The 19,306-nt window shown below is 70.8% G+C and carries 17 protein-coding genes; 6 read left to right on the top strand and 11 right to left on the bottom strand.

Going from position 1 to position 19,306, the window contains the following annotated elements:
* Positions 1–145: 145 nt before the first annotated feature.
* The 3 genes from ACFYV1_RS10190 to ACFYV1_RS10180 all read left to right on the top strand — a co-directional run bounded on the left by ACFYV1_RS10190 (position 146) and on the right by ACFYV1_RS10180 (position 5,167).
* Complete coding sequence (locus ACFYV1_RS10190; RefSeq protein WP_389394974.1) at positions 146–2,932, top strand: N-acetylmuramoyl-L-alanine amidase; 2,787 nt, start codon at positions 146–148, stop codon at positions 2,930–2,932.
* Positions 2,933–3,144: 212 nt separating this feature from the next.
* On the top strand, positions 3,145–3,204 hold the full coding sequence (locus tag ACFYV1_RS10185; RefSeq protein WP_389395278.1) for a trp operon leader peptide: 60 nt from the start codon (positions 3,145–3,147) through the stop codon (positions 3,202–3,204).
* 97 nt (positions 3,205–3,301) lie between these two features.
* Complete coding sequence (locus ACFYV1_RS10180) at positions 3,302–5,167, top strand: anthranilate synthase family protein (RefSeq protein ID WP_389394973.1); 1,866 nt, start codon at positions 3,302–3,304, stop codon at positions 5,165–5,167.
* A 24-nt stretch (positions 5,168–5,191) separates the two neighbouring features.
* Here ACFYV1_RS10180 and ACFYV1_RS10175 read toward each other — a convergent pair whose 3' ends face one another.
* From ACFYV1_RS10175 to ACFYV1_RS10155, 5 genes are all read right to left on the bottom strand, one after another.
* The gene (locus tag ACFYV1_RS10175) at positions 5,192–6,199 is read right to left on the bottom strand and encodes a 2-hydroxyacid dehydrogenase (protein ID WP_389394972.1); all 1,008 of its coding nucleotides are present in this window, start codon (positions 6,197–6,199) and stop codon (positions 5,192–5,194) included.
* Between the two features lie 107 nt (positions 6,200–6,306).
* Positions 6,307–7,335 carry a 6-phosphofructokinase gene (locus ACFYV1_RS10170; protein ID WP_389394971.1) on the bottom strand — a complete coding sequence of 343 codons (1,029 nt, stop codon included), beginning with the start codon at positions 7,333–7,335 and terminating at the stop codon, positions 6,307–6,309.
* A gap of 146 nt (positions 7,336–7,481) precedes the next feature.
* Positions 7,482–8,156, bottom strand: coding sequence for a response regulator (locus tag ACFYV1_RS10165; RefSeq protein ID WP_389394970.1), 675 nt, complete (start codon positions 8,154–8,156; stop codon positions 7,482–7,484).
* Entirely contained in the window at positions 8,153–9,361 is a 1,209-nt protein-coding gene (gene macS / locus ACFYV1_RS10160; protein WP_389394969.1) for a MacS family sensor histidine kinase, read from the bottom strand. The genes ACFYV1_RS10165 and macS overlap by 4 nt, the downstream gene beginning before the upstream one ends.
* A 32-nt stretch (positions 9,362–9,393) precedes the next feature.
* A complete protein-coding gene (locus ACFYV1_RS10155) occupies positions 9,394–10,167 on the bottom strand; it encodes a lysophospholipid acyltransferase family protein (RefSeq protein WP_389394968.1) in 774 nt (257 codons plus the stop codon).
* Positions 10,168–10,430: 263 nt separating this feature from the next.
* On the opposite strand from ACFYV1_RS10155, the gene ACFYV1_RS10150 reads away from it, so the two are divergent.
* Both ACFYV1_RS10150 and ACFYV1_RS10145 read left to right on the top strand, forming a co-directional pair.
* Entirely contained in the window at positions 10,431–11,237 is an 807-nt protein-coding gene (locus ACFYV1_RS10150; protein WP_389394967.1) for an alpha/beta hydrolase, read from the top strand.
* Entirely contained in the window at positions 11,230–11,784 is a 555-nt protein-coding gene (locus tag ACFYV1_RS10145) for a hypothetical protein (protein ID WP_389394966.1), read from the top strand. The genes ACFYV1_RS10150 and ACFYV1_RS10145 overlap by 8 nt, the downstream gene beginning before the upstream one ends.
* A gap of 381 nt (positions 11,785–12,165) precedes the next feature.
* Here the strand turns inward: ACFYV1_RS10145 and ACFYV1_RS10140 are convergent, their stop codons facing one another.
* From ACFYV1_RS10140 to ACFYV1_RS10115, 6 genes are all read right to left on the bottom strand, one after another.
* Positions 12,166–12,930 carry an endonuclease/exonuclease/phosphatase family protein gene (locus ACFYV1_RS10140; protein ID WP_389394965.1) on the bottom strand — a complete coding sequence of 255 codons (765 nt, stop codon included), beginning with the start codon at positions 12,928–12,930 and terminating at the stop codon, positions 12,166–12,168.
* A 100-nt stretch (positions 12,931–13,030) separates the two neighbouring features.
* The gene (locus ACFYV1_RS10135; RefSeq protein WP_389394964.1) at positions 13,031–13,972 is read right to left on the bottom strand and encodes an ROK family glucokinase; all 942 of its coding nucleotides are present in this window, start codon (positions 13,970–13,972) and stop codon (positions 13,031–13,033) included.
* A 65-nt stretch (positions 13,973–14,037) separates the two neighbouring features.
* Positions 14,038–14,481 (bottom strand): DUF5304 domain-containing protein, encoded by a 444-nt coding sequence (locus ACFYV1_RS10130; protein ID WP_389394963.1) that lies wholly within the window; start codon positions 14,479–14,481, stop codon positions 14,038–14,040.
* A 67-nt stretch (positions 14,482–14,548) separates the two neighbouring features.
* Positions 14,549–15,883, bottom strand: a complete 1,335-nt coding sequence (locus ACFYV1_RS10125; protein WP_389394962.1) for an ArsA family ATPase — start codon at positions 15,881–15,883, stop codon at positions 14,549–14,551.
* Positions 15,883–16,332, bottom strand: coding sequence for an SRPBCC family protein (locus ACFYV1_RS10120; protein ID WP_389394961.1), 450 nt, complete (start codon positions 16,330–16,332; stop codon positions 15,883–15,885). Before ACFYV1_RS10120 ends, ACFYV1_RS10125 begins: the two co-directional genes overlap by 1 nt.
* Before the next feature lie 103 nt (positions 16,333–16,435).
* Entirely contained in the window at positions 16,436–17,203 is a 768-nt protein-coding gene (locus ACFYV1_RS10115) for a metallophosphoesterase (RefSeq protein ID WP_389395277.1), read from the bottom strand.
* Between the two features lie 290 nt (positions 17,204–17,493).
* On the opposite strand from ACFYV1_RS10115, the gene ACFYV1_RS10110 reads away from it, so the two are divergent.
* Positions 17,494–19,290 (top strand): AMP-dependent synthetase/ligase, encoded by a 1,797-nt coding sequence (locus ACFYV1_RS10110; RefSeq protein WP_389394960.1) that lies wholly within the window; start codon positions 17,494–17,496, stop codon positions 19,288–19,290.
* Positions 19,291–19,306 lie beyond the last annotated feature (16 nt).

Here is a 19,306-nt window from a genome sequence, read left to right as displayed (position 1 = left end):
CGGGCTTCAGCTACCTGTCCGGCCCAGTGCCCAGCCAATGAGACAGCTGCCCGAAATGTCTCTCGAAGAGGTTCACCGGATCCAGTGGTGTTACCCTGCGCCCCGATTTGCAAACAAATCAAAAACAAAACAACCAGGGGTGGGCGTGAGCCAGGGGCACCGCAGGGATCGAAAGAAAAGACGGCTCTTCTACGGCGTGGCAGCAGCAGTCGTCGCCACCGCCACGATCGGGACGGTCGCGGTCGCGTCCCCCGATCTCGTCGGGCTCGGCAACGACAAGAGCAGCCGGAACGAGTCGCTCCAGAGCAAGTTCGCGGAAGCGGCACGCGAGTTCGACGTTCCCCAGAGCGTGCTGATGGCGGTCTCGTACCGGCAGACGCGCTGGGAGGCCCACGACGGCGAGCCGAGCGTCACCGGCGCGTACAACGTGATGGGTCTGACGGACGTCGACCCGGAGGACATCGAGACGGAGGAGGCCGGCGAGGAGGCCATCGCCCACTTCAACGGCAGCGGCAAGCCGGAGATCGAGAAGTCCTTCGATCCCGACAAGGTCCGTCGGATCCTGGCCGAGGCCACCGTCGACACCGACGATCCCCGGCTCCACACCGCGGACAAGGCGGCCGAGCTGATCGACAGCTCCTCCGAGGCGGTCCAGAGCGACACCTCCGAGTCCATCCGGGCCGGCGCGGCTCTGCTCGCCGAATACCAGAAGGAAGCCGGCGCGGAGCTGTCCGACGACCCGGGCGCCTGGTACCCGGCGGTGGCTCGCTACAGCCAGTCGCCGGAGAAGAAGGGCGCCGAGCTCTTCGCCAAGCGCGTCTTCGAGTCGATCAGGACGGGAGAGCGGGAGCTCACCCTGGACGGCGAGCAGGTCTCCCTGCCGGCCGACCCGTCGGTCAAGCCGGTCAAGCGGGCGAACGTCCCGCTGGCGGCGAGCTACGCCTCCACCACGGCGGACCCGACGCCCGAGTGCCCCACCGGCCTGTACTGCAACTACGTGCCGTCCCGCACGTCGAGCACGGGCAAGCGCAACTACACGCTCGGCGACCGCCCGAACCAGGGCGTGGACATCCGGCAGATCGTCATCCACGACACCGAGGGCGGCTACGACGGCTCGCTCGCGGCGCTCACGAACCCGGACGTCCCGGGCAGCGCCCACTATCTGATCCGCGCCTCGGACGGTCTGGTCACCCAGATGATCGAGAACAAGCACCTGGCGTGGCACGCGGGCAACTGGACCCACAACATGCACGCGATCGGCGTGGAGCACGAGGGCTACGCGATCAAGGAAGGCAAGTGGTACACCGAGCCCCAGTACCAGTCCTCCGCCGACCTGGTGAAGTTCCTGGCCACCAAGTACAACGTGCCGCTGGACCGCGACCACATCATCGGGCATGACGAGGTGGCGCTCCAGACGGACGCCGGCATGAGGAACCTCCACTGGGACGCGGGCCCGTACTGGGACTGGAACCACTACATGGACCTGATGGGCGCCCCGCAGGGCGACCAGGGTGCGGGTGGTCCGCTCAGGGCCGGCCAGGTGGTCCGTGTCGTTCCCCCGTTCACCACGGCGAACCAGCCCAAGCTCACCGTCGGCGGCGACGCCGTCACCCCCCGCCCGTCGAACTTCGGCTACCTCTACACGTCGCCCTCGACAAGCGCGTCGACGCTGACCGACCCGTACTTCACCTCCCTCTGGTCCGAGGGCTCGAACTACGGGAACAAGGTCCGTGCCGGTGGCAGCTACGTCGTCGCCGAGGCCAGGACCAACTGGACGGCGATCTGGTACGCGGGCAAGAAGGCCTGGTTCCACAACCCGGGCGGCCAGTACACCGTCCCGGTGACCGATGCCACGACCGTCAAGGTGGCGGCAGGTGCGACGTCGGCCGAGGTCTACGGGCGCTCCTTCCCGGAGACCGCCGCCTACACCGCCGCGGGCCTCGAGCCGCCCGGTGACGAGAACGCCTTCCTGACGAAGTTCGACTTCGCCTCCGGACAGGCCTATGTGAAGGCCGGCCCCGCGGTGAGGGGCGACGACTGGTTCGGCTCCGCGCAGAAGAACGTCATCGGCGACACCCTCTTCGTGCCGATCCGCTTCCACCACAAGATCACCTGGGTGAAGGCCGCCGATGTCGTGGAGGGTGCCCCCACCGCTCCCGACCCCGGCACCAACCGCTTCAACCTGCTGGCCCGTGACTCCGGCGGCTCGCTGTACCAGTACCAGGGCACCGGCAGCGCCTCCGCGCCGTTCTTCACCCGCTACCGCGTGGGCGGCGGCTGGCAGGGCTACAACCTGATGACCGACCTCGGTCCGCTGCGCGCGGACGCGCAGGTGGGCGACATGGTGGCCCGCGACGGCTCCGGCCTGCTGTGGCACTACGTGGCGAGCGGCGACAAGGACCAGCCGTTCAAGCCGCGTCTGAAGGTGGGCGCGGGCTGGAACCTGTACAACATGGTGTTCAGCACCGGCGACATGGACGGCGACGGCAAGGGCGACGCGATCGGTCGCGAGGGCTCCGGCGACATCTACTTCTACCGGGGCACCGGCACGCCCGGCGCGCCGTTCGCCCCCCGGGTGAAGGTCGGCTTCGGCTGGCAGATCTACAACACCATCCTGGGCCCGGGCGACCTGAACCAGGACGGCAAGGCCGACCTGGTGGCCCGTGACGGTTCCGGCGTGCTGTGGTTCTACAAGGGAACCGGCAGCGCCACCTCGCCGTACGAGCCGCGTGTCAGGGTCGGCGCGGGCTGGAACATGTTCGACACCCTGGTCACCACCGGTGACCTCGACCAGGACGGCATCGCGGACATGGTCGCCCGCGAGCCCTCCGGTGCGCTGTGGTTCTACAAGGGGTCGGGCAGCGCCTCCGCGCCGTTCGCGCCCCGTACGTCGATCGGCCCCGGCTGGCAGATCTACAACGCGCTGATCTGATCCGGCTGATCCGATCCGGTTGATCGGATTCGGTTGATCGGATTCGGTTGATCGGATCCGGCTGATCGGATCCGGCTGATCCGATCCGGTTGATCCGATCCGGTTGATCCGATCTCCGGTGTCCGTCCGGACACTCCCGCCCGCGGCGCCGCGCCCGTCCTCATCGTGGGACAGGCCCCGGCACCGCGGGCGGATGCGTTAGGGTCGGCGGCATGTTCGCGCAGCAGATTCAGAACTGGTGGTGGACCGCACTCCGGCGGCCCACCTCCTGATCGCGCGCAGACACCGATCGCGAAGGCCGCCCGAGGGGCGGCCTTCACTGTTTTCGGGACAGTGGCCGTTCCTCCTCCCACGGAAGGAACACCCCGCATGCTCATCGGACGACTGCTCGAGGACGACTGCCCGCCCTTCGCGCTGCTCCGCCGGCGCACACCGGGCCGTGACCAGGACACCGTCGAGGTGCTGATCGGCCGGGTTCACGAGGCCGCGCGCCTCGCCGACATCCCGGTGGGCGACCGTCCCTCGCTGGCGCTGATCCCGTTCCGCCAGATCGCGGAGCGCGGCTTCGACGTCACCGACGACGGCACGCCGCTGTCGGTGCTGGTGGCCGACGAGTACCACGAACTCCCTCTCGGCGAGGTCCTCACGGCCCTGCCCCGTCATGCCGTTCGGGTCGAGGACGGGGAGTTCGACGTCGACGACGAGGCGTACGCGAACGTCGTCCGGCGTGTGGTCGAGGACGAGATCGGCCGCGGCGAGGGCGCGAACTTCGTCGTCCGCCGCACCTTCACCGGGCGGATCCCCGGTTTCGGCCGCACCGACGCGCTCGCGCTGTTCCGTCGTCTGCTGGCCGGCGAACGGGGAGCGTACTGGACCTTCGTCGTGCACACCGGGGAGCGGACGCTGGTCGGCGCGAGCCCGGAGGTGCATGTGCGCATGAGCGGAGGAACGGTCGTGATGAACCCGATCAGCGGGACCTTCCGCTACCCGCCGGAGGGACCGACGGCAGAGGCGCTGCTCGGCTTCCTGGACGACCGCAAGGAGCGCGAGGAGCTGTCCATGGTGGTCGACGAGGAGCTCAAGATGATGTGCAGGGTCGGCGACAGAGGCGGGGTGGTCGTCGGTCCCCGGCTCAAGGAGATGTCGCATCTGGCGCACACCGAGTACGAGTTGCGCGGGCGTTCCTCCCTCGATGTGCGCGAGGTGCTGAAGGAGACCATGTTCGCGGCCACGGTCACGGGATCGCCGGTGCAGAACGCCTGCCGGGTCATCGAGCGGCACGAGGCCGGCGGGCGGGGCTACTACGCGGGGGCCCTGGCGCTGATCGGTCAGGACACGGGCGGCGCGCAGACGCTCGACTCGCCGATCCTGATCCGTACCGCCGACATCGACGCCGAAGGCGCGCTGCGGGTGCCGGTCGGGGCCACGCTGGTGCGGCATTCGGATCCGGCGGGCGAGGTCGCGGAGACGCATGCCAAGGCGGCCGGGGTGCTCGCGGCGCTGGGCGTGCGCCCCGGCCGGCCGCACGCCGCGGGACCGGCCCCGCGGCTGGCGGAGGACCCGCGGGTGCGGGCGGCGCTGGACGCCCGGCGGGCCGATCTCGCGCCGTTCTGGCTGCGGATGCAGGAGCGTACGGCGGAGCTGTCGGGTCACGCGCTGGTCGTCGACGGCGAGGACACGTTCACCGCGATGCTGGCGCATCTGCTGCGCTCGACGGGCCTGGACGTGACGGTGCTGCGGTACGACGCGCCGGCTCTGCGGGACCGGGTGCTCTCTCACCGGGGGCCCGTGGTGCTGGGCCCCGGTCCCGGCGATCCGGGGGACGCCTTCGACCCGAAGATGCGCTTCCTGCGGGCGCTCGCGGCGGACCTGCTGAGAAGTCACCGCCACGGTCTGCTGGGTGTGTGCCTCGGTCACGAACTGCTGGCGGCGGAGCTCGGCATCGACATCGTCCGCAAGGCCGAGCCGTACCAGGGCGCGCAGGAGCGGATCGACTTCTTCGGCCGCCCGGAGACGGTCGGCTTCTACAACAGCTTCACGGCGCGGTGCGACGACGCGGCCGCCGCGGAGCTCGCCATGCACCGGATCGAGCTGAGCCGGGACGCGGAGACCGGCGACGTGCACGCGCTGCGCGGCGACGGCTTCGCGGGCGTGCAGTTCCACCCGGAGTCGGTGCTCACCATGAACGGCGCGGCGCTGACGGCGTCGCTGCTGGCGGGTGTGCTCGTCGGATAGCGGCCGAACCGGGGGCGGCGACCGTCAGGGGGCGGGCGGCGAGGCGGGGACGAGGACGTTCTCGCCTCGCCGGCCCGCCAGGTAGTCGTCGACGTTGCGTGCGGTGGTGTCGACGATCTGGCCGACCGCTTCCGCCGTGTAGTACGCCTGATGCGAGGTGACGAGCACGTTGGGGAAGGTCATCAGCCGGGCCAGGGTGTCGTCGTCGACCGCCTCCATCGACTTGTCGAGGAAGAAGAGCCCGGCCTCCGCCTCGTAGACGTCGAGGCCCACCCCGGCGAAGCGGCCGCGGCGCAGTTCGGCGACGAGCGCGTCGCTGTCGACCAGGCCCCCGCGGCTGGAGTTGACGAGGATCGCGTCGTCCTTCATGCCCCGCAGCTCCCCGGCGCCGATCAGGTGCCGGGTGGCGGGCAGCAGCGGTACGTGCAGGCTGACCAGGTCCGCGGCGGCGAGGAGTTCGTCCTTGTCGACGTACTCCATGCCCAGTTCGACGCAGACGGGGTTGGGGGCGAGGTCCCAGCCGAGCAGCCGCATGCCGAAACCGTGGGCGATCCTGGTGAACGCCTCGCCGATCTTTCCGGTGCCGATCACGCCGACCGTGCGGCCGCGCATGTCGCGGCCCATCAGGCCGTCGAGCCGGAAGTCGAAGTCGCGGGTGCGGTTGGAGGCTCGTACGACACGCCGGTTGACGGCCATGGCCAGCGTCCAGGCGAACTCGGCGACGGCGTACGGCGAGTAGTACGACACGCGTGCGACGGTCAGGCCGAGGTCCGCGGCCACGTCGAGGTCGATGTTGTTGAAGCCGGTGGACCGCTGGGCGATCATCGCCGTGCCGCCGGCGGCGAGGGTCCGCAGCACCTCGGCGTTCAGCCGGGCGTTGACGCTGGTGGAGATCACCTCGTGACCCGCGGCGATGGGGGCGGTGTCCTCGTTGAGGAACACGTCCAGGCAGTGGACGTCGTGGGTCGGCGCGAACGCCCTCTCGATCAGCGGCTTCTCGTCCGCCTGGACACCGAAGGCGAGGATTTCCACGATTTCTCCCGGTTCGCGAGCTGTGGGCCGGATATCGCGAATATACGGCCCACAGCCGGGCAGGTGGGCGCCGACCGGAGACGTCGACGCCTTCGGCGTGTTCGGTGTCAGCCGAAGAAGACGCCGACCTCCTCGTAGAGCTTGGGGTCGACCGTCTTGAGCCTGGCGGTGGCATCCCCGATCGGCACCCGCACGATGTCGGTGCCCTGGAGCGCCACCATCTTGCCGAAGTCCCCGTCCCGCACGGCGTCGATGGCGTGCAGCCCGAAGCGGGTGGCCAGCCAGCGGTCGAACGCGCTCGGCGTGCCGCCGCGCTGGACGTGGCCGAGGACGGTGGTGCGGGCCTCCTTGCCCGTACGGCTCTCGATCTCCTTGGCCAGCCACTCCCCCACGCCGGACAGCCGGACATGGCCGAAGGAGTCGAGCGTGCCGTCCTTGAGGACCGCGTCGCCGTCCTGCGGCATCGCCCCCTCCGCCACCACGACGATCGGGGCGTAGGTCGCCTTGAAGCGGGACGTGACCCAGGCGCAGACCTGGTCGACGTCGAAGCGCTGCTCGGGGATGAGGATCACGTTGGCGCCGCCGGCCAGGCCGGAGTGGAGGGCGATCCAGCCCGCGTGACGGCCCATCACCTCCACGACGAGGACACGCATGTGCGATTCGGCGGTGGTGTGGAGGCGGTCGATGGCCTCGGTGGCGATGCCGACTGCCGTGTCGAAGCCGAAGGTGTAGTCGGTGGCGGACAGGTCGTTGTCGATGGTCTTCGGCACGCCGACGCAGGCGACGCCGTACTCGTCGTACAGCCGCGCGGCGACGCCGAGGGTGTCCTCGCCGCCGATCGCGACCAGGGCGTCCACCTCGTTCTTGGCGAGGTTCTCCTTGATGCGGCGGATGCCGTCGGCTTCCTTCAGAGGGTTGGTGCGCGAAGAGCCGAGGATCGTGCCGCCGCGGGGCAGGATGCCCCGGACGGCCGGAATGTCGAGCGGGACGGTGTCGGCTTCGAGCGGACCGCGCCAGCCGTCGCGGTAGCCGACGAACTCGTACGCGTACTCCTGCACACCCTTGCGGACAAGGGCGCGGATGACCGCGTTGAGGCCGGGGCAGTCGCCGCCCCCGGTCAGTACTCCGACGCGCATGGAAGAATTCCCTTCGCCTGATGAGCCCTATGACCGTCACGCTAATGGTGACGCAGGTCACTCAGGGATGGGCCGAATGGTCAATTCCTGCGCGATGTGCGCCCGTTGACCGCCCGCTGTTCACCCGTACGGATGGATCCGTCCGGTCACGCGTCGTCCAGGCCTCGCTCGATCGCGTACCGCACGAGCTCGACCCGGTTGTGCAACTGCAGCTTGCCGAGCGTGTTCTGCACATGGTTCTGGACGGTGCGGTGCGAGATGACCAGCCGTTCGGCGATCTGCTTGTACGACAGGCCCTTTGCGACCAGTCGCAGCACCTCGGTCTCCCGATCCGTCAGTTGCGGCGCCTTCGGATCGTCGGCACCGGCCGGTGACGCGGGCTCGGACGCGAGGCGACGGTACTCGCCGAGCACCAGGCCCGCGAGACCCGGCGTGAAGACGGGGTCGCCCACGGCCGTGCGACGCACGGCGTCCGTCAGCTCCTCCGTGCTCGCGGACTTCAGCAGATAGCCCGTGGCGCCGGACTTCACCGCCTCCAGGACGTCGGCGTGCTCACCGCTCGCCGACAGGACCAGGACCCGCAGCCCCGGCAGCGCCCCCACGAGCTCCTTGCACACCTGCACGCCCGGCATCTCGGGCAGGTTGAGGTCCAGCACGAGCACGTCGGGCGCGGCGGCCCTGGCCCTGCGCACGGCCTGCGCGCCGTCGCCCGCGGTGGCGACGACGTCGAAGCCGGCCGCGGCGAGGTCGCGGGCCACCGCGTCCCGCCACATGGGGTGGTCGTCGACCACCATCACCCTGATCGTCTGCTGGTCCGTCATCTTCCTGCCTTCCCCCGAGGGATCTTGAGCTCTACTTCCGTGCCCTGGCCGGGGACCGAGATCAGCTCGGCCGTCCCGCCGAGATCCCGCAGCCGCCCGCGGATCGACTGGGCGACACCGAGCCGGCCCTCGCCCTCGGCCTGCGCGAGCCGGCCCTCCGCGATGCCCGGGCCGTCGTCCCTGACCGTCACGATCACCTCGTCGGTCCAGTCCTCGACGAGGATCCAGGCCCGGGCGTCCTCACCGGCGTGCCTGCGCACATTGTCCAGGGCGGCCCCGACGGCGGCCGCCAGTTCGCGCGCCGCCGCGGCGTCCATCAGCACCGGGGCACCCGGCTCGGACAGTGTCACCCGCGCCCCGGCGTGCGGGGAGAGAAGCGTGCGCAGATCGCACGGCCGCCCCGGCTCGTCGTCGTCCGGTACGTCGACGATCCGCACGACCGCGCCCTGCGACTCGTCCTCCGACACCCGGGAGGCGGGGACCAGACCGCCGGCGACCAGGCTGCGCAGCGCGATCTCCTGCTCGCCCGCCATTCTGCCCAGCTCCGCGGCCTCGCCCCCGAGCGCCGTACCGCGCCGCTGCACCATCGCCAGCACCTGCAGCACACCGTCGTGGATGTCGCGCGCCAGCCGCTCCCGCTCTCGGGTCGCCGCCTCGATCTCCAAGGCGCGGGCGAGAGTGCGCTCCGAGGCACGCGCCACCTCGACGACGTAGCCGATGGCTATGGAGGCGACCCACACCAGCAGCACGTTGTGGAACGTGTCCCGGCTGGGTTCACCGCGCTCGATGATGTTGGCGACGGCGACGAAGGAGGACGCGAAGCCGGCCCACCGCCAGCCACCCTTGATCGCGAAGGCGAGCACCGAGCCCGCCGTCCAGATCGAGGGCAGGGTGGGGCCGTCATGGGTCTGGGCGTGCACATCGGCCAGCGGGGTGAGGAGGATGCCGGTCAGCGCGATGGCCAGGTCCGCGACCAGGAAGCCGCCGGTGCAGCGCGCCGCGTTCGCGACCTTGGGGAGGGTGGCGAGGGTCCACACGACCATCACCGCGAGGACACCGACCGCGACCAGCGGGCGCTCGAAGTTCTGCCGGGTGAAGACGAAGAGGAGCACCGCGTACACCATGGTCAGCAGGCGGTACGCGGCCAGCGCACGCCACAGCGGCAGCTCGACGGACATCCGTACGACCCGCTCGCGCCTGGCCATTTTCCCCACCCCGTAGCAGTGCCGCGACCCGGCTACGCGGCCGGTCGCTGCGACTTCTTCTCGGCCTTGCCGGCCTTCTCCGCCTTCTCGGCCTCCGCGCGGGCTGCCTTTTCGGCCTTCTCCGCGTCGGCGATCTGCCGCTTCGCGGCCGTCGCGTAGATGTCGACGTACTCCTGGCCGGACAGCTTCATGATCTCGTACATGACCTCGTCGGTCACCGAACGAAGGATGAAACGGTCGCCCTCCATGCCGTGGTAGCGGCTGAAGTCCAGCGGCTTGCCGATCCGGATACCCGGACGCATCACTTTGGGGACGACCTTGCCGGGCGGCTGGATCTTCTCCGTGTCGATCATCGCCACGGGGATCACAGGGGCGCCGGTGGCCAGCGCCACGCGTGCGAGGCCACCCGGCTTGCCGCGGTAGAGGCGGCCGTCCGGGGAGCGGGTGCCCTCCGGGTAGATACCGAACAGCCCACCGGACTCGATCACGTCGATGCCGGCCTTGATCGCCGCCTCGCCCGCACCGCGCGCGCCCGAGCGGTCGACCGGAAGCTGGCCGACGCCCTTGAAGAACGCGGCCGTCATCCGGCCCTTCACACCGGGCGAGGTGAAGTACTCCGCCTTGGCGATGAAGGTGACCTTGCGGTCGAGCACCGCGGGCAGGAAGAACGAGTCGGAGAACGACAGATGGTTGCTCGCGAGGATCGCCGGGCCCTCGGCGGGAACGTTCTCCAGACCCTCCACCCAGGGCCTGAAGGCAAGCTTCAGCGAGCCTCCGATGGAGAACTTCATGGCGCCGTAGATCAACTCGAATGCCTCCTGTTGCTGTCGAACAGACCTTAACCCGAGGTGGGCCCGCGCTCTCCGCGCCGGGTCCCCGGGCCGCCACGACCCATGTACGGACGGCCCTGGTCGGTGTCGGTCCGGTCGCGTACCGTGAAGTACACCCTTCGTCCCGCCCGTACGCCGCGCAGCGCATCCCTCCCTCAGACCACGTACACCACCACGTACGACCACGTAGACCACATACACCGCGTACACCACGTACACCTCACGAACAGGAGACCCCGGTGCCGGTCATTCCTGGAGCCGAGCCCTACCGCCATGAAGGCGGCGAGGTCGGAGTCCTTCTCTGTCACGGATTCACCGGCTCCCCGCAGTCGCTGCGGCCCTGGGCCGAGTATCTGGCGGAGCGGGGGCTCACGGTGTCCCTGCCGCTGCTGCCCGGTCACGGCACCCGCTGGCAGGACATGCAGGTCACCGGCTGGCAGGACTGGTACGCGGAGGTGGACCGGGAGCTGCGCTCGCTGCTCGAGCGCTGCCGGCAGGTCTTCGTCTTCGGCCTCTCCATGGGCGGCGCACTGGCGCTGCGGCTCACCGCGAGGCACGGGGACACCGTCCGGGGCATCGTCGTGGTCAACCCGGGGATCAAGGTGCACGGCGCGATGGCGTCCCTGCTGCCCGTCGTACGGCACCTGGTGCCCTCCACGAAGGGCCTGACCAGCGACATCGCCAAGGAGGGCGTCGTGGAGGTCGGGTACGACCGGGTACCGCTGCACGCCGCGCACTCGGTGCGGAGGTTCTTCCGGATGGTCGACAGCGAGCTGCCGCAGGTCACGCAGCCGATGCTGCTGCTGCACAGCCCCGAGGACCATGTGGTGCCCGCCGCCGACTCGGCCCGGATCCTCAGCCGTGTCTCCTCCACGGACGTCACGGAGATCCTGCTGGAACAGAGCTACCACGTGGCGACGTTGGACCATGATGCGGAGCGGATCTTCGAGGAGAGTTACGCGTTCATCGGCCGGCTCGCTCCCAGCGCGGGGACCACGGGGTCCGCCGCGCCGGAAGCCTTGGGAGGGAGCACGACCGGTGGCTGAACAGCACGACGCGGACCGTGAGCCGCAGCCGATCGACGAGGAGGCCGCGTGGGCGGCCATCGTCGCAGGGTACGGCGAGGAGCCGTCCGACCCGCCGGGCGCGAAGCCGTTCAAGTCGGTGGAGGACCTGGCGCTGCTCGAGAGCGACATGAACGGGACACCGGAGCCGGCGAACCGCCCCGAGGAGGAGGACAAGCCCGCGCTGGGCAGCTCTGTCACCTTCGCGCCGGGGGTCGGCGGGCCTCGGGACTACAAGGTGGCGGAACCGTCCGACGACGACTTCGACGACGGCGACGAGGGCCACTTCGTCCCGCCGGAGCCACCGCCGCTGCCGGAGGCCGACGTGACGGCCAAGTTCGCATGGCTCGCGGTGATCGGCGGGCCGGTGCTGATGCTGATCGCGGTGGTGCTGCGATGGGACATGACGTGGTGGCTGACGACGCTGTGCATCGGCGGCTTCCTGGGCGGGTTCGCGACGCTGGTGGCGCGGATGTCGCACGGCGACGACGACGAGCCGGACGATCCGGGGCGGGGCGCGGTGGTCTGACCGCCCGCGCCTTCGCGCGGCACCGGCCGGTACCGCGCTCCGCGTGGGGGTCCGGGGCCTCCGCCCCCGGACCCCCGCGCCTCAAACGCCGGCGAGGCTGGATGTGCCTCCCGTCGGGCACTCCCCGAGGCCGCCGTGCGCAGGGCGGCACGGGGCCGGGGAAGCCGGGCCACACCGCGCGCAGGGCGGCAGCCCGGTTCGGGGAGCAAACCCCGCCCCCCGAAGCCTCAGTGCCGCCGCGGTCCAAAGGCCGTCAAAGGCCGCCCTGCCAAGCGCGGAGCACCGGCCGCAAGGCGGCACAGGGCCCATCGGGCGGCACAGGGCCCACCGGGCGGCCCAGGGCCCGGAACCCGCCCCGGTTCGGGGAGCAGCAGCCGCCCACTACCCCGTCGCCCGAAGCCTCAGCGCCGCCAGGACCGGAAGGTGGTCGGAGGCCGTCGCGAGGTCCGCCGGTGAGACGCCCGGTACGTGGAGCGGGACGCCGCAGCCCAGCACTTCCACGCCCTCGGTCGCGAAGACCGCGTCGATCCGCTGATGCGGATCGGCCGCCGTCGACGTCTGTTCGCCGCCCCACGGCGCCACCGCCCAGCAGTCCTGGAGCTCCCCCGCCAGCCGGCGGAAGCTCCGGCCGCCGGGGCGTTCGTTGATGTCGCCCGCGACGACGGCCTGCGGCACGTCCATCGCCTTCAGTCGGTCAAGCACCATCCCCGCCTGCGCGTGACGCTCATCGGCCTGCAGGCTCAGGTGACAGCTCACGACCCCGACCCGCGCACCCGCGAACCGCACGACGGCTGTCGCGAAGCCCCGCCGGTGCAGACCGGAGCGGAGGGGCAGCAGCAGGTCCTCGGTCCGTTCGACCGTCGCCCGCAGCGAGCACAGCAGCAGCGGTCCGGCCGCCGTCGCACCACCGGAGAGCATCACCAGATCGGTGGCGGCGGCCAGCCGTGCCGCGTGCTTGCGCCAGCGGAAGAAACGCGGGGCCTCCTGCACGAACACCAGGTCGGGGCGGCAGGCCCGGATCACCCGCGCCAGGGCCGCCTCGTCGTCGCGCATGGAGCGGATGTTGTAGCTCAGGACCCTGATCACGGCCGAACCGTCCGGCTCGGTACGGGACTTGGGGAGGTCGCTGCTCGGAGTGATCGACATGGGAGCAACATACGACGGTGCCCGCCGCGCTTCCCGAAGGCTGCGGCCGTCGGGAAGCGTGGCGGGCACCTGGCGTAATCGGTACCGGCAAAGGGGCGGGTCAGCCCTGGCGCGCCAGGTCAGCCGCGCCCACCAGACCCGCCTTGCCGCCCAGTTGCGCGGCGAGCACCTGGGCGTGCGGGCGCCACTGACCGCCGATCAGCCAACGGCGGAAGGACTTGCGGATGGGGTCGAGGACGAGGTCGCCCTCGTCGGAGACACCGCCGCCGACGATGAACGCGGACGGGTCGAAGAGCGAGGCCAGGTCCGCGAGGCCGGCCCCCGCCCAGCGCGCCAGCTCACGGAAGGAGTCGACGGCGACCGGGCAGCCCTGCCTGGCGGCCGCGCTGATGTGCTTGCCCTGGATGCCGTCGATCGTGCCGTCACCGAGGCCGAGCAGGATCGTCGCGTTCTCCGGGGTGGCGTTGGCGCGCTGCTTGGCGTAACGGACGAGGGCACGGCCGGAGGCGTACTGCTCCCAGCAGCCCTGGCTGCCGCAGCCGCAGAGCAGACCGTCGGGCACGACCCGGATGTGGCCGAACTCGGCGGCGACGCCGAAGCGTCCGCGGCGCAGCTTGTTGCCGATGATGATGCCGCCGCCGAGGCCGGTGCCGAGCGTGATGCAGATGACGTCCTCGTGGCCCTGGCCGGCGCCGAAGCGGTATTCACCCCACGCGGCGGCGTTGGCGTCGTTCTCGACCACGACGGGCAGGCCGACGCGCTGTTCGACCTTGTCCTTGAGCGGCTCGTGGCGCCAGTCGATGTTCGGCGCGAAAAGGACCGTGGCGCGCTTGTCGTCGACGTATCCGGCGGCTCCGATGCCGACCGCCTCGATGTCGTGCCCGGAACCCGCGCCCGCGACGGCGGAGCAGATCGCGTCGACGATTCCCTCGGGAGTCGACGGGGTGGGCACGGTGTGCGTCTCGAGAATGGTGCCCTCTTCGTCGACCACGCCCGCTGCGATCTTCGTGCCGCCGATGTCGACGCCGATGGTGAGTCCCATGTGTCCCTCAGTATTCGGTCGAGCCCCGCTGGGGCCAACGGTACCCGAGGGCGGGCATCCCCTGGTCAGTCCAGGTCGATGTGCTCGCTGCCGCCGGGGCCCTCGTCACGCGGGTCGTCGGTGTCCTCGGTGTCCCGGGAACCGGCCGGCCGCTGGGTCCAGCGGCGCTCCTGGCCCTCGACGGCGGACCGGTAGGCGGCGAGAAGTTCACCGCCGGCGGCCGCCAGATGGTCGAAGACCTGCGGGTTTCGCTCGATGACGGGCTCGACGGCGGCCTTCGCCTGGTTCACGAACTGCTGGACGGCGCTCTGCGCGGCAACGCCCGGCAGCGAGGTCTGGAAGGAGGTGACCTTCTCGGCCACGACGTCGAAGAGTTTGCGCAGTTCCTCCGCGGCCGAGCCGGGCGGCGGGCCGTGCTGGGCACGGCGCCGGGCCTGCTCCTCGCGAAGGTCCTCCTCGCAGGCGGTCGCCCAGGCGTCGGCGTCGGGGCGCTCGGTCGCTTCGCTCATGACGTACTCCTGGAGCCGCTTCGAGATGTCGTGTGCTCTCGACGTTACCCGAACGGCGGTACGGCGTTCAGCGGGTACGCGGCCACAGGGCGGGATCGGGCGCGAATCGGACCCTCAGCAGGCCGTCCGCCAGTCCGGCGCCTGCGACGGTGCAGCGGCGCAGCGCGGAGGGCAGCGGCAGGATCCGGCGGAACGGCCCGGCGTCGATCAGGAGTTCGTCCCCTCGGCGGACGAGCGAGAGCTCGTCCTTGACGGCGCCCGGCAGCTCCAGTTCCCACACGAAGAGGGTGTCCGCGCCCGTGTCCGCGCCCGTGTCCGCGCCCGTGTCCGCGCCCGTGTCCGCGCCCGTGTCCGCGTCTGCGTCCGTGTCCGCGTCCTGCCGGGTGACCCGGCCGGGGCCGCCGCGTGGCGCCTCCCTGTCCGGGTGATGTCCGGGTGCGAGCCCGCTGCCCGCACCGGAGCCGGTGCCGTCCCCGGTGTCCCGGGAGTCCCCGTGGGTGAGGACTGCCCCGGTGTGGAGCAGGGCCAGGTCGTCGAGGCCCTGCGGGTCGCGGCCGAGGTGGGGCACCTCGCACACGGAGGAGCCGGGCAGCCAGGTCTCGTACCAGTCCCGCAGGCACTTCTCCTGCTGGACGGCGAGACCGGCGAGCCAGGGGTCCGCCGTCTCCTTGGGCAGGTTCCGGTTCGGTACGAGCATGTCGACGCGCAGCCCGTGCAGCGCGAGCCCTGTACGTGCCTCCTGCAGGTCCGCGGCGGCCCGTGGGCCCGGTTCCGCGACCACGCGCAGGGTGGTGTTCGCGGATTCGATCACCGACTGCACGCCGGCCAGCTCTGTGTCCCAGCGTTCGGCGGTCCCGTAGAGCCACTGTGCGGGCATCGGAACCCCCGCGAGCTGGGCGAGCACGGGGCGCAGGGCGCGGGCGGCCTGGCGTTCGGCCGGCAGCAGGCGGCGCAGATAACGGCGCAGTTCCTCCGGCAGGGCCAGCAGCGCGATCGTCTCCGGCAGCGGCGGCATGTCGACGACGACCACGTCCCACTCGCCGCGCGACGCCACCGTGAGCGCACGGAGCAGGGCGAACTGCTCGCTGCCGGGCAGCCGGGTCAGCTCCTCGTCCTCGAGCCGGGCCGCACCCAGCAGGTCGAGGGCCGCGGAGGCGCGCTCCTGGAGGTCGAGGAATTCGGCGCGGAAGTCCGCGGCGGCGTCGACGCGGGCGGCCCACAGCCCTTCGTGAACCCTGACCGGTTCCTCGACGCCGGCGGTGACGGGGGCACCGAGCACTTCGCCGGGGCCGGCCGAAAGGAACAGTGCGCGACTGCCGCCTTCGGCCGCGGCGAGCGCGGTGGCCGCGGCGACGGTGGTGCGGCCCGCGCCGCCGAGGCCGGTGACGAGGACCTTGCGCATCAGGCGCCGGCGCCGCTCTCGACGCGCTTCTTCAGTCCGGCCAGGGCACGGTCGATGATGACCTTCTCGGCCTTGCGCTTGATCATGCCGAGCATCGGGATCTTGACGTCGACGGTGAGCCGGTAGGTCACCTCGGTACGGTCGCCGCCACCGACCGGCGCGAGGCTGTAGGAGCCGTCGATGGCGCGCAGCATCTGGGACTTCACCAGCGTCCAGCTGACCTCGTCGACGCCGTGCCAGGTGTAGGCGAGCGTGTGGTCGTCCTTGATCGCGCCGGCGTCGAGCACCAGTCGGACCTGCTCTGCACGGCCCTCGGCGTCGGTGGCGAGCACCTCCGCCTCCTTCACCTCTCCGGTCCACTCGGGGTAGCGGGCGAAGTCGGAGATGACCCCCATGACCTCGGCCGGCGCCGCATCGATCGTGATGCTCGAGCTGGTGTGTTCCGCCATCTCTGCGGCTCCTCACAGTGCGGTACGGACCGGGCTGATGTGTGGTGTGCAGGCTATCGCGCCACGACCACGGGACTGCGCGTGGCCCTGGAGAGGAACCGGGTCACCAGGAGAGCGAGAAGGGACGCCCGGCGGAGGCGAAGTGCCCGACGTTCACACACTCGGTCGCGCCGACGCGCATCCTGCGGGCGAGCGGCTGATGGACATGGCCGAAGAGCGCGTACCGGGGCCGGGTGCGGCGGACGGCGTCCAGCAGGGCGCGGCTGCCCCGCTCGAAGCGGCGGGCCACGGTGTCGTACGTCAGCTCGGGCACGTCGGGCGGGATGTGCGAGCAGAGCACGTCGACCTCGCCGATCGCCTCGACCTTGGCGGCGTACTCCTCGTCGGAGATCTCGTAGGGCGTGCGCATCGGGGTGCGCAGCCCGCCGCCGACGAAACCGAAGACCAGGCCGCCGATCTCGACGCGTTCGCCGTCGAGCACGGTGGTGCCGGGGCGGGCGTACTCGTGCCACAGGGCCGGAATGTCGACGTTGCCGTAGGTGGCGTACGTCGGGGTGGGGAAGGCGGTGAACATCTCGGCGTACTGGCGCCGCACCGCCGCCTCGATGGCGGTCTCCTTGTCCATGCCGAGCTCCGCCCAGAGCCGCCGCCCGAGCTCGCGGGCGTCCTCGAAGCGCCGGGCCGTGCGCAGCTCCACGATCAGGTCGGCGTTCTCGACGCCGAACAGGTCGGGGAAGATGCCGCGCGAGTGGTCGGCGTAGTCGAGGAAAAGCACCAGGTCACCGAGGCAGATCAGAGCGTCGGCGCCGTCACCCGCCGTGGCGAGATCTCTTGCATTGCCGTGCACGTCACTGACCACGTTGACTCGCATGCCTCGCATGACGATCACCCTAGAGCGCCCCGGCGAGCCCTGGGTAGAGGGGGCCTACCTGCGGTTACTTGGGCTCCGCAGGGGGAGTGGAATACTCTGCGCGAAGTACAGCCATCAACGTGTGACGCACAGAACATTGGCCGGGAACCCCTATCGGGAACCGACTACTGGTGGGTAACGTCCGGGCAGTCCAGTCGTGCTCACCCCCACCGAGCACCTGCCCGATCTTGGACCGCAGCCGGTGCATCACACAGAGCCGTGGCGCCGGCGCCCGATGAGGAGCAGCAGTCTTGCGCGAGTTCAGCCTTCCGGCCCTGTACGAGGTCCCCACGGACGGCAACCTGACGGATCTCATCCGCCGCAATGCCGCGCAGCACCCGGATGTGGCGGTGATGGGCCGCAAGGTCGCCGGCGCGTGGACCGACGTCACCGCGACCCAGTTCCTGGCCGAGGTCCGGGCAGCCGCCAAGGGACTGATCGCCTCCGGCATCCAGCCCGGCGACCGGGTCGGCCTGATGTCCCGCACCCGCTACGAGTGGGTCCAGCTCGACTTCGCGATCTGGAGCGTCGGCGCGGTGACCGTGCCGGTGTACGAGACGAGCTCCGCGGAGCAGGTGCAGTGGATCCTCGGTGACTCCGGCGCCTCGGCCGTGATCGTCGAGGGCACCGCGCATGCCGCCGCCGTGGAGTCCGTCCGCGAATCGCTGCCCGCCCTGCGCAACGTCTGGCAGATCGAGAAGGGCGCGGTCGACGAACTGACCGCCGCGGGCGCCGAGGTCCTGGACGCGACCGTCGACGAGCGCAGCGCCACCGCCAAGGCCGACGACCCGGCGACGATCGTCTACACCTCCGGCACCACCGGGCGCCCCAAGGGCTGTGTCCTCACCCACCGCGCCTTCTTCGCGGAGTGCGGCAACCTGGTCGAGCGCCTGAAGCCGCTGTTCCGTACGGGGCAGAGCTCGGTGCTGCTCTTCCTGCCGGCCGCGCACGTCTTCGGACGCATGGTCGAACTGGCCGCCGTGATGGCGCCGATCAAGCTCGGCTGCGTGCCGGACATCAAGAACCTCACCGACGAACTGGCCTCCTTCCGGCCGACGTTGATCCTCGGCGTGCCGCGCGTCTTCGAGAAGGTCTACAACTCCGCGCGGGCGAAGGCCCAGGCGGACGGCAAGGGCAAGATCTTCGACAAGGCCGCGAACACGGCGATCGCCTACAGCCGGGCCATCGGCAGCCCGCAGGGCGTACCGATCGGGCTCAAGCTCAAGCACAAGGTCTTCGACAAGCTCGTCTACAGCAAGCTGCGGGCCGTGCTCGGCGGGCGGGGCGAGTACGCGGTCTCCGGCGGCGCGCCGCTGGGCGAGCGGCTCGGTCACTTCTTCCGCGGCATCGGCTTCACCGTTCTCGAGGGCTACGGCCTCACCGAGTCCTGCGCGGCGACCGCGTTCAACCCGTGGGACCGGCAGAAGATCGGCACGGTCGGCCAGCCGCTGCCGGGCTCCGTGGTGCGCATCGCCGACGACGGCGAGGTGCTGCTGCACGGCGAGCACATCTTCGCCGGCTACTGGAACAACGAGTCCGCGACGGCGGAGGCGCTGGCCGACGGCTGGTTCCACACGGGTGACATCGGCACCCTCGACGAGGACGGCTACCTCGCGATCACGGGCCGCAAGAAGGAGATCCTGGTCACCGCCGGCGGCAAGAACGTCGCCCCCGCGGTGATCGAGGACCGCATTCGCGGGCACGCCCTGGTCGCCGAGTGCATGGTCGTCGGCGACGGCCGCCCGTTCGTCGGCGCGCTGGTCACCATCGACGAGGAGTTCCTCGGCCGCTGGGCCGCGGAACACGGCAAGCCGACCGGCTCGACGGCGGCGGCGCTCCGCGAGGACGCGGACCTGCAGGCCGAGATCCAGAAGGCGATCGACGACGGCAACGCGGCGGTCTCCAAGGCGGAGTCGGTGCGCAAGTTCCGCATCCTGCCTTCGCAGTTCACGGAGGAGGCGGGGCACATCACTCCGTCGCTGAAGCTGAAGCGGAACGTGGTGGCGAAGGACTTCGCGGACGAGATCGAGGCGATCTACCGGGGCTGAGGGGTCTGCCCCCTCC

It is taken from the genome of Streptomyces sp. NPDC003023, assembly GCF_042888225.1.
Taxonomy (GTDB): Bacteria; Actinomycetota; Actinomycetes; order Streptomycetales; family Streptomycetaceae; genus Streptomyces.
Note: the sequence above shows the minus strand (reverse complement) of the source record. Positions and strands in the feature narration are given on the sequence as shown.

What these genes read in the sequence shown, in the direction of transcription:
- ACFYV1_RS10180 (WP_389394973.1), top strand. Translation starts at nt 3,302, where the DNA reads ATGCTCATCGGACGACTGCTCGAGGACGACTGCCCGCCCTTCGCGCTG.
- ACFYV1_RS10130 (WP_389394963.1), bottom strand. Translation starts at nt 14,481, where the DNA reads ATGAGCGAAGCGACCGAGCGCCCCGACGCCGACGCCTGGGCGACCGCC.
- ACFYV1_RS10165 (WP_389394970.1), bottom strand. Translation starts at nt 8,156, where the DNA reads ATGACGGACCAGCAGACGATCAGGGTGATGGTGGTCGACGACCACCCC.
- ACFYV1_RS10135 (WP_389394964.1), bottom strand. Translation starts at nt 13,972, where the DNA reads ATGGGACTCACCATCGGCGTCGACATCGGCGGCACGAAGATCGCAGCG.
- ACFYV1_RS10115 (WP_389395277.1), bottom strand. Translation starts at nt 17,203, where the DNA reads ATGCGAGTCAACGTGGTCAGTGACGTGCACGGCAATGCAAGAGATCTC.
- ACFYV1_RS10125 (WP_389394962.1), bottom strand. Translation starts at nt 15,883, where the DNA reads ATGCGCAAGGTCCTCGTCACCGGCCTCGGCGGCGCGGGCCGCACCACC.
- ACFYV1_RS10140 (WP_389394965.1), bottom strand. Translation starts at nt 12,930, where the DNA reads ATGTCGATCACTCCGAGCAGCGACCTCCCCAAGTCCCGTACCGAGCCG.
- ACFYV1_RS10170 (WP_389394971.1), bottom strand. Translation starts at nt 7,335, where the DNA reads ATGCGCGTCGGAGTACTGACCGGGGGCGGCGACTGCCCCGGCCTCAAC.
- ACFYV1_RS10120 (WP_389394961.1), bottom strand. Translation starts at nt 16,332, where the DNA reads ATGGCGGAACACACCAGCTCGAGCATCACGATCGATGCGGCGCCGGCC.
- macS (WP_389394969.1), bottom strand. Translation starts at nt 9,361, where the DNA reads ATGGCCAGGCGCGAGCGGGTCGTACGGATGTCCGTCGAGCTGCCGCTG.